Consider the following 13,039-nt stretch of genomic DNA (forward strand, 5'->3'; position numbering starts at 1 on the left):
CGCGGGCGCACGGCGCAGACTTCCCCTGTAACCGACGAACACAGGGAGCCCGCCATGACCACCGCCCTCGCCTCGCAGACCGCCCAGCCCGGTACCCCCCAGCCGCCGCCCGTCGTGCACGCCGCCACGCTGCTGTGGCTGTCGGCCGTGGCGGCGGGGGCGTTCGAGACCGTGCTCGCCGTCGGCAGGGAGTTGTACGAGGGCACGTCCGGCGTCGTGGACCTGCTGCCCGGCGCCGGGCTCCGGGTGGTCGTCTTCGTCGCCGCGGTCGTCCTGGCGCTGCGGATGCGCCGGGGTCAGAACTGGGCCAGGCTCACCTTGGCCGTCGGGCTCGGTGTGTTCGGCACGTTGTCGCTGGTCGTGGGGCCCGTCCAGTGGCTGTTGCACGGCGGCTCGATCGCCGAGGCCGCCGCGGGGGCCGACACGGTCGCCTGGCTCTTCACGATCAGCCGCGTGCTGCACCTGACGGCCGTGCTCGGGGCCGTCACGCTGATGTTCCAGCCGAGGGCCAACGTCTGGTTCCGCTCACGGTGAGACCGGCTCCGGCTCGGGGGCGCGCAGGTTGCGCACCCCCGGCGCGGCCAGCGCGGCGAGCGTGGACAGCACGACGAGGGCGGCGCAGCCGAGCAGCGCCCCCTCGGTGCCGAAGGCCACCGCCGCCGGCGCGGCCAGCATCAGCCCGATCGGCCCGAACATCAGTGACCCGAGCGCGTCGTACGAGCTGACCCGCGACAACGACTCGGCCGGGATCTCGCGCTGCATCGTCGTCTGCCACAGCACGCCGAAGACGTCGAAGCACACACCCAGCACGAACGCCCCCGCCACGATCGCCCACAGCGGCGCGTCGAGCCCGAGCAGCACGTACGGCAGCGCGGTCGGCAGGCACAACAGCGTGCCGAGCAGGATCGGCCGGCGCGGGCGCAGCCGCAACGACACCAGCACCCCGGCGATCGTCCCGACGGCCTCGCCCGCGAGGAACGCCGTCCAGGCCGCCGGCCCGCCCAGAGTCTCCTTGGCCAGCAGCGGCCCGAGCACGCCGTGCCCGGCCTGGATCGCCATCACCAGCACCGAGAACTGGGCGACCACCACCCAGATCCACTGCCGCGAGCTGAACTCCCGCCACCCGTGGCGCAGGTCGGCCAGCACCGAGTGCCGCTCCGCCGCCGCGCGCTCGGCGGGGGTCGGGCGCAGCAGCGCGATCAGCACGCCGGCCAGCGCGAACATCGCGCCACTGACCAGCAGGGCCCAGCCGCCGCCGAACAGCAGCACCGTGCCGCCGCTCAGCACCACCCCGGCCACGCGCGAGGCGTTCGCGCCGAGGCCGAGCAGCGCGTTGCCGGCCTGCAGCCGCTCGGCGGGCACGACCTCGGGGATGATGCCGGTCAGCGCCGGGAACATGATCGCCGTGCCCACGCCGCAGGCGGCCGCCGCGACGCTCATCACGGGCAGCGGCGCCCAGCCGGTCAGCAGCATCGCCGCCAGCGCGAAATAGCCCAGCGCCATGAGCAGCTCGCCGGCCATCATCACCCGCTGCCGCGGTAGCCGGTCCGCGATCACCCCGCCGAGCAGCATGAACACGATCATGGGCAGTGACTCGGCGGTGAGCACCACCGACAACGTCGTGGCGTTCGCGCCGGGCAGTTCGAGGATGCCGAAGGCGAGCGCCACGGGCGCGAAGGCGCTGCCGAGCATGGAGATGGTCCGCGCGGACAACAACAGGGCGAACTTGCGGTCGCGGAGCAGCCCGAGGTCGCGGAGGTAGCTGTGCACTGGGCCGGTCCCCTCAAAAACGGTCAAAGCCGAACTATTCTGCCGTCCTTGCGTGGGTGCTGTCGTCCGAATATTCGGCGTGACGGTCGTGGGGAGTCGCCGGTGGCCGGCTCGACCGAGGGGCTTGCTGGCTGTGGGGAATCGGGGTGGATCTCATTGAACGTTGTTGATCGTCCAGATATTGTGCTATCTGCCCACGATCACCCCCACATGGGAGTAAAGGCGCCATGCGACTGCGGAAGATCTTCGTCATCGGACTGGCCCTGTCGTTGCTCGGCGTCGGTGTTCCCGCCTGGTCGGAGGACGATCCACGGGGCTGCAACGACCTGATGTCCGCTGACACCCCGGCGTACGTCGTCTGCCGCTGGCTGGCCACTCCCGACGAGGCCGCCGACATCGCCCGGTTCTGGCTGGACAACGACGGCAAGAACATGATCGACTCCGGCCCGATGCGCGAGATCGTGGTCGACTGCACCGAGCCGGGCAACGAGTGCGCGACCGACTCCGAGGGCGACGGCGAGATGCACGACGTCGGCTCCCCGGACGTCGACGGCGCCGAGGACGGCGGCACGCCCGACGACTGCCAGGACGGCCAGAAGTGCTACGTCGACCCCGACGAGATCTCGGCCGCCGCGAAGACCGCCGCCGCCGAGAGCCCGGCGGGCCAGGCCGTGAAGAGCGCGGTCGGCGCCGGCCTGCGAACCTGGATCGAGACCGAGCTGGCCGACGACTACAAGGCCGGCAAGCTGGCGGAGGCCACCAAGAAGGTCGCCGCCCTGGCCGCTCAGCCGGGGGTCGTCGGGATCAGGTTCACCTCGCAGCTCGGCTACAACCAGACCTTCGCCACGGCGGAGGAGCTGGACAAGTTCGTCACCGAGACCACGACCGCGCTGCGCAACCTCGTGCCCGGCAAGAAGCTCGCGGCGCACACGGTGGTGCCGCTGTTCGGCTGTGGCGCCAACGACGCCTGCAAGGCCGAGATGACCAAGAAGTACCCGCTGCTCGACCCGGCCCGCATCGGCGCCTGGCTGTCCGGCGGCCAGATCGACCAGCTGACCCTGGACACCGGCCACATGGCCACCGAGTACGCCACCTGGAAGATCGACGCCAACGAGGCCCAGCGCAACCAGTGGATCCAGGTCCGCGCCCGCGCCTGGGACGCCTACGCCCAGATCGCCGCCGAGGACGCCGGGTTCACCGCGGCCGGGACCTCCAAGCTCACCGCCGAGCAGGCCACCCAGGCCATCACCGACCGCATCGCCGCCCCGCTCCAGGCCGACGCCGCCGAGACGGTCGTCCTGTGGAGCCGCTGGCAGGACGCGCAGGGCCAGATCAACCGCGTGTACGGCGAGAAGTGGGCGGCGAACGCCACCTGGGACCAGCTCAAGAAGCTCGGCACCGTCCGCCCGAGGCTGGCCACCGTCTACGACTACAGCAGCCCCGAGACCGACGTCGCCACCGACATCAAGAACCTGTCCGAGGTCTTCGGCCAGGTGTACCTGCACACCGCCTGACGGAAACCGCCCGGTTCCGCCCGCCCGCCCGCGTACGGGGGGCGGGCGGCAGGAGTTCGCCTAGCAAGGGGTCGGCTCGGTCATTTCTGCAGGAACGCGCCGAACTCGTCCACGTCGATGAGGCCGTCGCCGTCCTTGTCCAGCTTCCGCACGCCTGCCTGGGCGGCCTCCAGGGTGACGGGCTGGCCGAGCACCTCCATCAGGCGGACGAGCTCGACGGCGGAGATGCGGCCGTCCTTGTCGGCGTCGATCAGGTCGAAGGTGATGGCATGGTCGTTCATAGGGGGTGCCTTTCCTGTGTTACCGGTGCGTCGGGTCAGACCTTAGTGGCGACTTCCCGAAACAGGCCGATGAATTCGGCGCCGCTCGAAGGGGAAGCACGTACGGATGCGCATCCGTAAGGCGACCCGGGCCGAGGACGAGGACGGCGAGTCGGTCGCCGAGGTCGCCACGATCTACCTGACGCCGGAGAGCTGGGGACGGGGTGGCCAAGGTCGACGGCAGCCGGGGGTTCGTCCTCGCCGAGGTGCGTTACCGGCGTTCGCTCGCCCCTTGAGCGGTTCTCGGGTCAGACCGTGGTGGTGGCCTGTTTCAGGGCGTCGACGAAGGCGGTGACGTGGGGGCGGACGTCCTGGCGGCGCCAGGCGATGGCGAGCCGGCCCGGCGAGAGGCCGGTCACCGGGCGGTAGACCATGCCAGGACGCTTGTACAGCGCCGCGTTCCCCTCGGCCACGAGGACGACGCCCAGGCCGCTGATCACCGCCTCGAACACCTCCTCGGGCGTGTTCGCGGTGACGCCGACGACCGGGTCGTCGTCCCGCGCGTCGCGGGCGAGCCAGAAGTCGCGCAACGGGCCGGCGGCGGCGGGCAGCGCGATGAACGGCTCGTCCCGCAGCTCGGCGAACGGGACCTCGGTCATCCCCGCCAGCCGGTGCCCGGCCGGCATCGCCACCCCACGCTCCTCGGTGACCAGCACGTGCGTCTCCAGCCCCGGCGGCACCGGCAGCCAGATGAACGCCACGTCGGAGGAGCCGTCGGCCAGGCCGCCGCTCGGATCGTCCCAGCCCACGAGCCGGAGCGAGACCTCCCATCCCGGCCGGGCCTGCCGGAACAGCCGCAGCGCCTCCTGCTGCAACCCGCGGCCGACGGCCGTCTGCATCCCGATGACCAGCGTCCCGGCGGGGGCGGCGGCGCGTGCCGTCTCCACCCCGGCGGCCCAGCGTCCGAGCAGGTCGCGGGCCACCGGCAGCAGCGCCTCGCCCTCGCGGGTCAGCGTGACGCCGCTGTGCACCCGTTCGAGCAGCGCGAAGCCGAGCTGCCGCTCCAGCACCCTGAGCTGCTTGGACAGGGCGGGCTGCGAGACGAAGAGCCGCTCGGCGGCGCGCGTCACGTTCAGTTCCTCGGCCACCGCGACGAAGTAGCGCAGCTCCCGCAGATGTACGTCCATAACCGTTGGTTATAGCAAAGGGTCTTGGACGCCGCGCGCCCTCCGGCGGCACGATCTCCGTCATGAAGACACGTGAACTCGGAACATTGCAGGTCCCCCCGCTCGGTTTCGGCGCGATGGTGCTCTCGCCCGGCGTGTACGGCGACATCGACGACACCCGGGCCGCGACGGCGTTGCGGGCGGCCCTGGACGCCGGGGCCACCCACATCGACACCAGCGACGCCTACGGGGTGGACGGTCACAACGAACGCCTGGTCGGCCGCGCCCTCAAGGGACGGAACCGGGACGAGGTCGTGGTGGCCACCAAGTTCGGCCTGACGATCCCGGACGGCGAGCCGAGCCGCCCGCACCCGGTCGGGTACGCGTTCAACGAGCTCCGCGTGAACGCCGACCCGCGCCTGGTCCGCCGCTACGCCGAACGCAGCCTGCGCAACCTGGACACCGACGTGATCGACCTCTACTACCTGCACTACCCGGACCCCGGCATCCCGGTGGAGGAGACGGCCGGCGCGATGGCGGACCTGGTGCGCGACGGCCTGATCAGGCACATCGGCCTGTCGAACGTGACGGCGGAGCAGCTGAGGGCCGCGCACGCCGTCCATCCGGTGACGGCCGTGCAGAACGAGTGGTCGATGTGGCGGCCGGTGGAGCCCGCTCTCCTGGCCGCGGCCCGCGAGCTCGGCGTCGGCCTGGTGGCCTGGAGCCCCCTGGGCAACGGGTTCCTGACCGGCACGGTCCAGCGGCTGGACGAAGGCGACTTCCGCCACAACGCACCCCGGTTCTCGGCCGACAACCTGGCCGGCAACAACGACCGGTACGCCCCGATCCGCGCCCTGGCCACCAGCCTCGGCATCACCCCCGCCCAACTGGCCCTGTCATGGCTGCTGCACCAGGACGAGCACGTGGTGGCGATCCCGGGCAGCCGCACCCCGGCCCACATCCGGGAGAACCTGGCCGCGGCCGACCTCACCCTGCACGCCGACACCCTGGCCAGGATCGACGAGGCGCTGGCCAGGTTCGACGTGAGCGGCGGCACCCTCCTCTGAACGCTCAGGGCGTCGCGGGGGAGTCCGCGCTCCGGCCGGTCAGGACCACCCGCAGGGCGCACAGGGCCCCGCCCGCCAGCAGGACGATGACCGCGACGACGACCCGCAGGAGACCGTCGGCCGAGGAGGGCGCGGCGAAGTACACGCTGCCGAGCCCGGCGACGGCGGTCACCCCGGCGAGCACGGGCCCGGTGGCGTTCAGGGCCGAGATCGCCGAGGCCAGCCGGGGCTCGACCAGCATGGTGATGCGGGCGATCAGCGGGCTGTACCCGGCGGCGTGCCCGGCCCCGGCCAGGAGCAGCAGCGGTACGGCCACTACCGGCCGCCACTGGTCACGGCACAGGAGCACCAGCAGGCCCGCTCCGGCCGCGAAGGCGATCGGACCTACGACCGGCAGGACGCGCCGCAACCTCGGCGGATAGCGGGTCCAGCTCAGGCTGAGCGCGCCGAAGCCCAGGGCGTACGGGACGAAGGCCAGCCCCGCCTGCAACGGCGAGTACCCCAGCGCGGTCTGGAGATGGAGAGTGAGGGTGAGCAGGAAGACGGTGTAGCAGCCCATGACGGTCCAGCAGGCGGCCAGCCCCGGCTTGACCCCGCTCGGCCGTACCGAGGCCAGGTCCAGCAGCGGATGGCGCGCCCTGGTCTCATGACGGACGAACGCCACCGACAGCGCGGCGCCGCAGGCCAGCGAGATCCACACCCAGAGGGGCCCGCCCAGGTCGCGGCCGAAGATCAGCGGGACGGTGATCGCGGCCATGGCCGCGGTCAGGAGCGCCACGCCGCCCGGATCCAGGCGCGCCCGCCTGTCCCCGGGGGAGGCCGGCAGCAGGCGCGGGCCCACGGCCAGCGCGATCACGCCGATCGGGACGTTGATCAGGAAGACGGGCCGCCAGGACAGGCCGAGGAGGTCGGCGCTGACGACCAGCCCTCCGACGACCTGCCCCAAGGCGACGCCCAGGGCGAGCACCATGCTGTAGAGGCCGATCGCCCTGCGGCGCGCCACGCCCTCCCAGTGCGTCTGGATGAGGGAGAAGATCTGCGGGGTGAGCAGCGCCGCCCCCATGGCCTGCGCGACGCGCGCGAGCACCAGTACGCCCACGTCGGGGGCCAGCCCGCACAGCAGCGAGGCGCCGGTGAACCAGCCCAGCCCGAGCAGGAACGCCCGCCGCTGCCCGACGACGTCACCGATGCGCGCGCAGGTCACCAGGAGCACGCCGACGGTCAGGAGATAGCCCGACACGACGAGCTGGATCGCCGTGCCGCCGGCGTGGAGGTCTTCGCTGATGCTCTGCGCGGACACCGACACGATCGAGCCGTCCATGGAGGCCATGACCTGGCCGGTGAGCAGCACGGCGAGCATCGGGCCACGGCGTACGGCCGTCGCCCGGGGAGGAGCGGAAAGGATCACGCGTCCAGCATCGGCCGCCCGCCCCCGCCCGGTCTTGAAGAAATTTGCGCGCCGGCCGTGGTCATCGCGTGGCGTCGAAGCCGGCCGCCATGCCGAAGGGAGCGAAGAGCTCGGCACCCTGGAACACCGAGTTGCGGCTGATGCCCTCGGCGGTGACGGTGAAGATCTGGAGGGTGTGGGGCTCGTACCGGTCGCCGACGCGCTGGAAGGCGCAGAACCCGGGCTGGCCGTTGGCCGTGATCGCCTCCAGCCGCCAGTCGGTGCCGGCCGCCTGGAAGACCCATTCCATGAACAGGCCGTAGTTGACGCGGCCGGCGAACCAGTTGAGCATCGGCGGCATCTCCATGATGACGTCCTCGGTGAGCAGCCGTTTGAGCCCCTCGACGTCGGCGTGCTCGAACGCCTTCATGTAGCGGTCGATCCAGCCGCGCTGTTCGGCCGCGGGCGGCTCGTCGAGAGGTTCCCGCCGGACCCCGGCCTCCTTCACCCGGGCACGCGCCCGCTGCAGGGAGCTGTTCACCGACACGACGGTGGTGCCGAGGATCTCCGCCGCCTCCGAGGCGGAGAAGCTCAGCACGTCACGCAGGATCAGCGCGCCGCGCTGCCGCGCCGACAGGTGTTGCAGGGCGGCGGCGAAGGCCAGGCGCAGGCCGCTGCGCGCGACCACGGCGCCGGCCGGGTCGCCCCCGTCCAGCATCGAGTCGGGCAGGGGCTGGAGCCAGGCGAGGTTCTCCCCCTGGACGAACGGCGCGAGCGGCTCGGACGCCGCCACCAGCCCCGACGGCAGCGGCCGCCGCCCCCGCACCTCCAGGGCGGTCAGGCAGACGTTCGTCGCGATCCGGTAGAGCCAGGTGCGCAGGGAGCTGCGCGTCTCGTCGTACTGGTCCCGGCTCCGCCACGCCCTCAGGTAGGTGTCCTGGACCAGGTCCTCGGCGTCGTGGACCGAGCCGAGCATCCGGTAGCAGTACGCCAGCAGCTCCGTCCGGAACGGTTCGATCCGGAGGTCGAAGCCCTCTTCTCCTGGCGTCACCGCGCCCACGCCCTTTCCTCGCCCCCTGCACCTTATGGGTAGATCAGCCGGCCGCCACAGCCGGACTGTTGTGATAGGCCGCGAGCAGCCAGGCGCCGTCCCGCTTCTCCAGCACCCAGGTCGCGTGCACCATGCGCTCGGCGGGGACCTCGGTCTCGCCCGGGAACTTGACGCCGGTCTCGCTCACCGCGATGGCGGCGCTCTCGCCCAGGAAGCGGAGGCTTTCCAGCCTGTCGACGGTCGTGCTGCCCTTGAGGTAGGACGCGAAGCCCTCGGCCATGTTCCGGCGGACCTCCTCCCTCGACGTGCGCCGGCTGCCGGGCATGATCGCGGTGGCGTCCTCGGTGTAGTCCTTGACGAAGGCGTCCGCGTCGCCGGCGGCCCAGGCCTGGTACAGGTCCTCCAGCACGGCCTTGATGGCGGCCACGTCGTGCGCTCGGTTCTCGGTCATGACTGTCTCCTCATCGTTCGTGACGGTTCACGGATACATACCGGCGAGGCTCCCGGAACTCATCGCGCTCCCGGAGATCTTTTCGCGAGTTGCAGTTCGGGTTACGAACTATTATGGTTCGCATCACGAACAAGTCGTTGTCTCGACGGGAGTTGTGCACCATGAGCCGTACTGTGGCGATCATCGGCGGGGGTTACGGCGGCGCGGCGGCCGCCAAGGCGCTGGACGAGCACGCGGACGTCGTCCTCGTCGAGCCCAAGGACGCCTTCGTGCAGAACGCCGCGTCCATGCGGGCGCTGGCCCGGCCCGAGTGGGCCGAGAAGATGTTCTTCCCCTATGACGGGTTGATGCGGCGTGGCCGGATCGTGCGGGAGCGGGCGGTCTCGGTGGACTCACGGGGTGTGCTGCTGGCGTCCGGGGAGCGGGTCGAGGCCGACTATCTCGTGCTGGCCACCGGTTCGGGGTATCCCTTCCCGTTCAAGTTCGACGACGACCTGGCCGGGCAGGCGCGGGAGCGCATCGGCGCCGTCCACGGCGAGCTGGCGGAGGCCAGCCGGGTGCTGATCGCCGGGGCCGGGCCGGTCGGGCTGGAACTGGCCGGGGAGATCAAGGCCGTGTGGCCGGGCAAGCAGGTCACGATCGTCGACCACGGGACGGAGCTGCTGCCCGGGTTCGAGCCGGCGGTACGCGCCGATCTGCGCAGGCAGCTCGACGAGCTGGGGGTGGAGCTGCTGCTCGGCACCGTCCTGGACGCCGAGCCGCCCGCCGAGCCCGGACTCGCCGGGCCGTTCACCGTCGGGTCCACGGCGGGGGAGCTGTCGGCCGACATCTGGTTCCGCGCGTACGGCGTGCGCGTCCGGACCGGCTACCTCGGCGGGGACCTCGGCGACGCGCGCACGCCCCGCGGCCACGTACGGGTGACCGAACGGCTCAACGTCGAGGGGCACGAGCACGTCTACGCGATCGGCGACATCACCGACCTCGCCGAGGCCAAGATGGCCGGGAACGCGATGCAGCACGCCGAGGTCGTGGCGGCGAACATCATCGCCCAGGTGCGCGGCGAGCAGCCCTCCTCGGTGTACCGGCCCTCGCCGCTGCCGTTCGTCCTGCTGCCGCTGGGGGCCGAGGGGGGCGTCGGCCAGCTGCCCTCGCCCGAGGGGCCGATCGTGCTGCCGGCCGAGTCCGTCGCCGACTACAAGGGCAGGGACCTGTTCACCGGACGGTTCGCGGAGCTGTTCGGGATCGCCGGGGAGCCGGCGACGGCGGGGGTCTGACCCCGGCCGGAGGTCAGGAGGCCTCGGCGGCGCGCTCGATGAAGACCGTAGGGGCGTTGTTGTCCCGCACCAGCCGGGAGAGCAGGTCGGCGAGCGTGGCGCGCTCGCTCTCGTCGAGCCCCGACGGGAGCTCGTCGATGCGCCGGCAGGCCTCGGTGTAGAACTCGTCGGCGAGCTTGGCGCCCTGCTCGGTCAGCGTGACCTGGACCGCGCGACGGTCGCGGGGATTGGGCTCGCGGCGGACCATGCCGCGCTGCGCGGTGCGGTCGACCAGCTCGGTGAGGCTGGACTTGGCCAGGCGCAACATCGAGCCCAGCTCGCTCATCCCGTACGGCTGGGCCATCAGCACGCACAGGAGCTGGCCCTGCTGCGAGGTCAGGCCGTACTCGCGGGCGGACTCGGCGTAGACGGCGTTGACCAGGAAGGTCGACCGCACCAGGGCGGAGACGACTCCCAGCTGCTCCTCGGGCTTGGCCATAAGATCAGTCTAACATCAGTTCGGCTACCGAACTATTGGCTCGGACGAAGCGCGCCGGGAACCGCTCGAAGACAGGATCCGCGCGCAGGCCGGGGTTTGGCCATGCCGTCGTCGCCCGAGGTCAGGCGATCAGAACCGGACGGAGACCACCAAAGGGACATTTCTTCTGGGCGGGTGGGTAGCAGGGCCGCCATGCGACTGACGTACACCTCCGACGTCTGGTGGAAGAACGCCGTCGTGTACTGCCTGGACGTCGAGACGTTCAAGGACGGTAACGGCGACGGCGTGGGCGACTTCCGCGGCTTGACCCAGCAGATCGACTATCTCGCGGGCCTCGGCGTGACATGTCTCTGGTTGATGCCGTTCTTCCCCACCCCCAACCGGGACGACGGCTACGACATCACCGACTTCTACAGCATCGATCCCCGGCTGGGGACCTTGGGCGACTTCGTGGAGTTCATGCGGACGGCCAACGACCGGGGCCTGCGAGTGATCGCGGACCTGGTCGTCAACCACACCTCGGACCAGCACCCATGGTTCAAGGAGTCGCGCAAGAGCAAGGACTCGCCGATGCGCGACTGGTACGTCTGGTCCGACACCCCCGAGCCGGACGACCCGAAGCAGGTGGTCTTCCCCGACAAGGAGGACTCGATCTGGCAGTACGACGAGGGCAGCGGCCAGTACTACCTGCACAGCTTCTACCGTCACCAGCCGGACCTGAACGTCGGCAACCCCGAGGTCAGGGACGAGATCACCCGCATCCTCGGCTTCTGGATGGAGCTCGGGCTGTCGGGCTTCCGCGTGGACGCGGTGCCGTTCCTCATCGAGAACGTCAGCCCCAAGCTGGCCGACCCGCACGAGTTCCTGGCCGACCTGCGGGCCTTCATGACCAGGCGCAAGGGTGGCTCGATCCTGCTGGGCGAGGTCAACGTGCCCTACAAGGAGTTACTGCGGTACTTCGGTGAAGGGCTCGGTGACCAGATCACCATGTGCTTCGACTTCATCGGCATGCAGAGCAGCTGGCTCTCCTTCGCCCGCAACAGCGCCCGCCCCCTGATGGACGCCCTGCGCGAACGCCCACGGGCCCCCAAGGACTGCCAATGGGCGATGTTCCTCCGCAACCACGACGAGCTGACCCTCGACAAGCTCACCGACGCCGAACGCCAGGAGGTCTTCGAGGCGTTCGGCCCCCGTAAGGACATGCAGATCTTCGGCCGCGGGCTGCGACGGCGGCTGCCCACGATGTTCGGCGGCGACCTGCGGCGCATCAAGATGGCCTACAGCCTGCTGTTCTCCCTGCCCGGCACTCCCGTGGTCTTCTACGGCGAGGAGATCGGCATGGGGGAGAACCTGGACGAAGAGGGTCGGATGGCCGTCCGCATCCCCATGCAGTGGTCCGAGGACGGCGGCTTCAGCCAGACGGAGGACACGGTCCGCGAGATCCCGGAGGGCTCCTTCGCGCCCGACCGGGTCAACGTGGCCGACCAGAAGCGGGACACCGACTCGCTGCTGCGCTGGTTCCAGCTCCTCATCGAGCGGTACCGCGAGTGCCCGGAGCTGGCGTGGGGGCAGTACACCGTGCTGGACACCGGCGACGACGCGATCTTCTCGCACCGCTGCGACGCCGACGGCGCGACGGTCGTGGTCGCCCACAACCTGTGCGACACGGCCAAGGACGTCGAGCTGCGGCTGGACGGCCTGGAGCACTGCGACCTCACGGACCTGCTGGTGGACGGCACGATCAAGGTGTCGGCCGACGGCACGGCCAAGCTCGCGCTGGGACCGCACGGTTGCCGCTGGCTGCGCGCGTCGCCCCCCGAGCTGCCCCCGGAGGACGCGAGCGTCATGTCGCAATGACCCGTGCGGCCGCGCAGGGTCGAACCACCCTGATCCGCGCCACCGCACGGCCGGCGCCCTCTGCGGCGGCCCAGCTGTCGTGCGGCGGGTGAGTTGCCGCGCGGTGGTCAAGGCGGGTGAGTCGCCGTGCGGTGGTCAAGGCGTGGGGGGCGGGTAGGCGGTCATCGCGAGTTCGGCGACCTTCAGCAGGTCGGCGTAGGGGGCGCCGTCGCGTGACTGCGTGGACATGCCCTGGATCACCGACGCGTAGAAGGTGGCCAGGGCTCCCGTGTCGGTGCCGGGAGCCAGCCGCCCGGCCGCCACGTCGTCGTCGACGCGCCTCCTGATCGCCGCCTTCGCCTCCTCCCTGAACCCCCGCAGCAGCTCTTCCACCTCGGCGGACTCGGGCCCGCAGTTGACCGCGGCGCTGATGATCAGGCAGCCGCGCGGGTGGTCCGCGCTCGCGTACTCGGCGGCCGACTCGCGCAGCACGCGCTCGACCGCCTGCCGGCCGGTGGGCTCCTCGGTGAGCGCCCTGGTGGTGAAGGCGCCGTAGGTGAGCTGGTAGCGGCGCACCGCCTCCTCGAACAGCCGCCGTTTGTCGCCGAAGGCCGCGTACAGGCTGGGGGGCCTGATGCCCATGGCGGCGGTCAGCTCGGCGATCGAGGTCGCCTCGTAGCCGTGGGTCCAGAACGCGCGCAGCGCGCTCTCCAGTGCCGTGTCCCTGTCGAATGCCCGTTGCCTCGCCATGCCGCCATTCTATAGCGATCGCTATGTTATGGTTT

General features: G+C 71.1%; 13 protein-coding genes. 5 read left to right on the plus strand and 8 right to left on the minus strand.

Features of this window, described 5'->3' with window-relative positions; genetic code table 11:
• Positions 1 to 54 precede the first annotated feature (54 nt).
• Positions 55 to 534 (plus strand): hypothetical protein, encoded by a 480-nt coding sequence (locus tag ACIA8R_RS12155; RefSeq protein WP_364095324.1) that lies wholly within the window; start codon positions 55 to 57, stop codon positions 532 to 534.
• On the opposite strand, the gene ACIA8R_RS12160 is transcribed toward ACIA8R_RS12155, so the two are convergent.
• Positions 526 to 1,770, minus strand: a complete 1,245-nt coding sequence (locus tag ACIA8R_RS12160; RefSeq protein WP_397038111.1) for an MFS transporter — start codon at positions 1,768 to 1,770, stop codon at positions 526 to 528. The genes ACIA8R_RS12155 and ACIA8R_RS12160 overlap by 9 nt on opposite strands.
• A gap of 227 nt (positions 1,771 to 1,997) precedes the next feature.
• Between ACIA8R_RS12160 and ACIA8R_RS12165 the strand changes: the two genes are divergently transcribed.
• The gene (locus ACIA8R_RS12165) at positions 1,998 to 3,284 is read left to right on the plus strand and encodes a hypothetical protein (protein WP_397038113.1); all 1,287 of its coding nucleotides are present in this window, start codon (positions 1,998 to 2,000) and stop codon (positions 3,282 to 3,284) included.
• An 80-nt stretch (positions 3,285 to 3,364) separates the two neighbouring features.
• On the opposite strand, the gene ACIA8R_RS12170 is transcribed toward ACIA8R_RS12165, so the two are convergent.
• Both ACIA8R_RS12170 and ACIA8R_RS12175 read right to left on the minus strand, forming a co-directional pair.
• Positions 3,365 to 3,565, minus strand: a complete 201-nt coding sequence (locus tag ACIA8R_RS12170) for an EF-hand domain-containing protein (protein WP_357696515.1) — start codon at positions 3,563 to 3,565, stop codon at positions 3,365 to 3,367.
• Between the two features lie 287 nt (positions 3,566 to 3,852).
• A complete protein-coding gene (locus tag ACIA8R_RS12175; protein WP_397038115.1) occupies positions 3,853 to 4,731 on the minus strand; it encodes a LysR family transcriptional regulator in 879 nt (292 codons plus the stop codon).
• Positions 4,732 to 4,793: 62 nt separating this feature from the next.
• Here ACIA8R_RS12175 and ACIA8R_RS12180 point away from each other — a divergent pair, with 62 nt between their 5' ends.
• Positions 4,794 to 5,777, plus strand: coding sequence for an aldo/keto reductase (locus ACIA8R_RS12180; protein WP_397038117.1), 984 nt, complete (start codon positions 4,794 to 4,796; stop codon positions 5,775 to 5,777).
• Between the two features lie 4 nt (positions 5,778 to 5,781).
• Here the strand turns inward: ACIA8R_RS12180 and ACIA8R_RS12185 are convergent, their stop codons facing one another.
• The 3 genes from ACIA8R_RS12185 to ACIA8R_RS12195 all read right to left on the minus strand — a co-directional run bounded on the left by ACIA8R_RS12185 (position 5,782) and on the right by ACIA8R_RS12195 (position 8,666).
• Positions 5,782 to 7,185, minus strand: a complete 1,404-nt coding sequence (locus ACIA8R_RS12185) for an MFS transporter (protein WP_397038119.1) — start codon at positions 7,183 to 7,185, stop codon at positions 5,782 to 5,784.
• Between the two features lie 61 nt (positions 7,186 to 7,246).
• Positions 7,247 to 8,224 carry a sigma-70 family RNA polymerase sigma factor gene (locus ACIA8R_RS12190; protein WP_357696505.1) on the minus strand — a complete coding sequence of 326 codons (978 nt, stop codon included), beginning with the start codon at positions 8,222 to 8,224 and terminating at the stop codon, positions 7,247 to 7,249.
• 34 nt (positions 8,225 to 8,258) lie between these two features.
• Positions 8,259 to 8,666 carry an SgcJ/EcaC family oxidoreductase gene (locus ACIA8R_RS12195; protein WP_397038121.1) on the minus strand — a complete coding sequence of 136 codons (408 nt, stop codon included), beginning with the start codon at positions 8,664 to 8,666 and terminating at the stop codon, positions 8,259 to 8,261.
• 161 nt (positions 8,667 to 8,827) lie between these two features.
• Here ACIA8R_RS12195 and ACIA8R_RS12200 point away from each other — a divergent pair, with 161 nt between their 5' ends.
• Positions 8,828 to 9,940 (plus strand): NAD(P)/FAD-dependent oxidoreductase, encoded by a 1,113-nt coding sequence (locus ACIA8R_RS12200; RefSeq protein ID WP_397038123.1) that lies wholly within the window; start codon positions 8,828 to 8,830, stop codon positions 9,938 to 9,940.
• A 13-nt stretch (positions 9,941 to 9,953) separates the two neighbouring features.
• Here the strand turns inward: ACIA8R_RS12200 and ACIA8R_RS12205 are convergent, their stop codons facing one another.
• Positions 9,954 to 10,418, minus strand: a complete 465-nt coding sequence (locus ACIA8R_RS12205) for a MarR family transcriptional regulator (RefSeq protein ID WP_364095294.1) — start codon at positions 10,416 to 10,418, stop codon at positions 9,954 to 9,956.
• A 192-nt stretch (positions 10,419 to 10,610) separates the two neighbouring features.
• Here ACIA8R_RS12205 and ACIA8R_RS12210 point away from each other — a divergent pair, with 192 nt between their 5' ends.
• Positions 10,611 to 12,275: an alpha-amylase family protein gene (locus ACIA8R_RS12210; RefSeq protein ID WP_397038126.1), complete on the plus strand. Its 1,665-nt coding sequence runs from the start codon at positions 10,611 to 10,613 to the stop codon at positions 12,273 to 12,275.
• Positions 12,276 to 12,410: 135 nt separating this feature from the next.
• Here the strand turns inward: ACIA8R_RS12210 and ACIA8R_RS12215 are convergent, their stop codons facing one another.
• Positions 12,411 to 13,004 carry a TetR/AcrR family transcriptional regulator gene (locus ACIA8R_RS12215; RefSeq protein WP_357696495.1) on the minus strand — a complete coding sequence of 198 codons (594 nt, stop codon included), beginning with the start codon at positions 13,002 to 13,004 and terminating at the stop codon, positions 12,411 to 12,413.
• Positions 13,005 to 13,039 lie beyond the last annotated feature (35 nt).

This window comes from Nonomuraea sp. NPDC051191 (genome assembly GCF_044455665.1).
Taxonomy (GTDB): Bacteria; Actinomycetota; Actinomycetes; order Streptosporangiales; family Streptosporangiaceae; genus Nonomuraea.

Excerpts from the sequence above, each read along its gene's own strand:
- ACIA8R_RS12155 (WP_364095324.1), top strand. The coding sequence starts at position 55 with ATGACCACCGCCCTCGCCTCGCAGACCGCCCAGCCCGGTACCCCCCAG.
- ACIA8R_RS12165 (WP_397038113.1), top strand. The coding sequence starts at position 1,998 with ATGCGACTGCGGAAGATCTTCGTCATCGGACTGGCCCTGTCGTTGCTC.
- ACIA8R_RS12170 (WP_357696515.1), bottom strand. The coding sequence starts at position 3,565 with ATGAACGACCATGCCATCACCTTCGACCTGATCGACGCCGACAAGGAC.
- ACIA8R_RS12175 (WP_397038115.1), bottom strand. The coding sequence starts at position 4,731 with ATGGACGTACATCTGCGGGAGCTGCGCTACTTCGTCGCGGTGGCCGAG.
- ACIA8R_RS12180 (WP_397038117.1), top strand. The coding sequence starts at position 4,794 with ATGAAGACACGTGAACTCGGAACATTGCAGGTCCCCCCGCTCGGTTTC.
- ACIA8R_RS12195 (WP_397038121.1), bottom strand. The coding sequence starts at position 8,666 with ATGACCGAGAACCGAGCGCACGACGTGGCCGCCATCAAGGCCGTGCTG.
- ACIA8R_RS12200 (WP_397038123.1), top strand. The coding sequence starts at position 8,828 with ATGAGCCGTACTGTGGCGATCATCGGCGGGGGTTACGGCGGCGCGGCG.
- ACIA8R_RS12205 (WP_364095294.1), bottom strand. The coding sequence starts at position 10,418 with ATGGCCAAGCCCGAGGAGCAGCTGGGAGTCGTCTCCGCCCTGGTGCGG.
- ACIA8R_RS12210 (WP_397038126.1), top strand. The coding sequence starts at position 10,611 with ATGCGACTGACGTACACCTCCGACGTCTGGTGGAAGAACGCCGTCGTG.
- ACIA8R_RS12215 (WP_357696495.1), bottom strand. The coding sequence starts at position 13,004 with ATGGCGAGGCAACGGGCATTCGACAGGGACACGGCACTGGAGAGCGCG.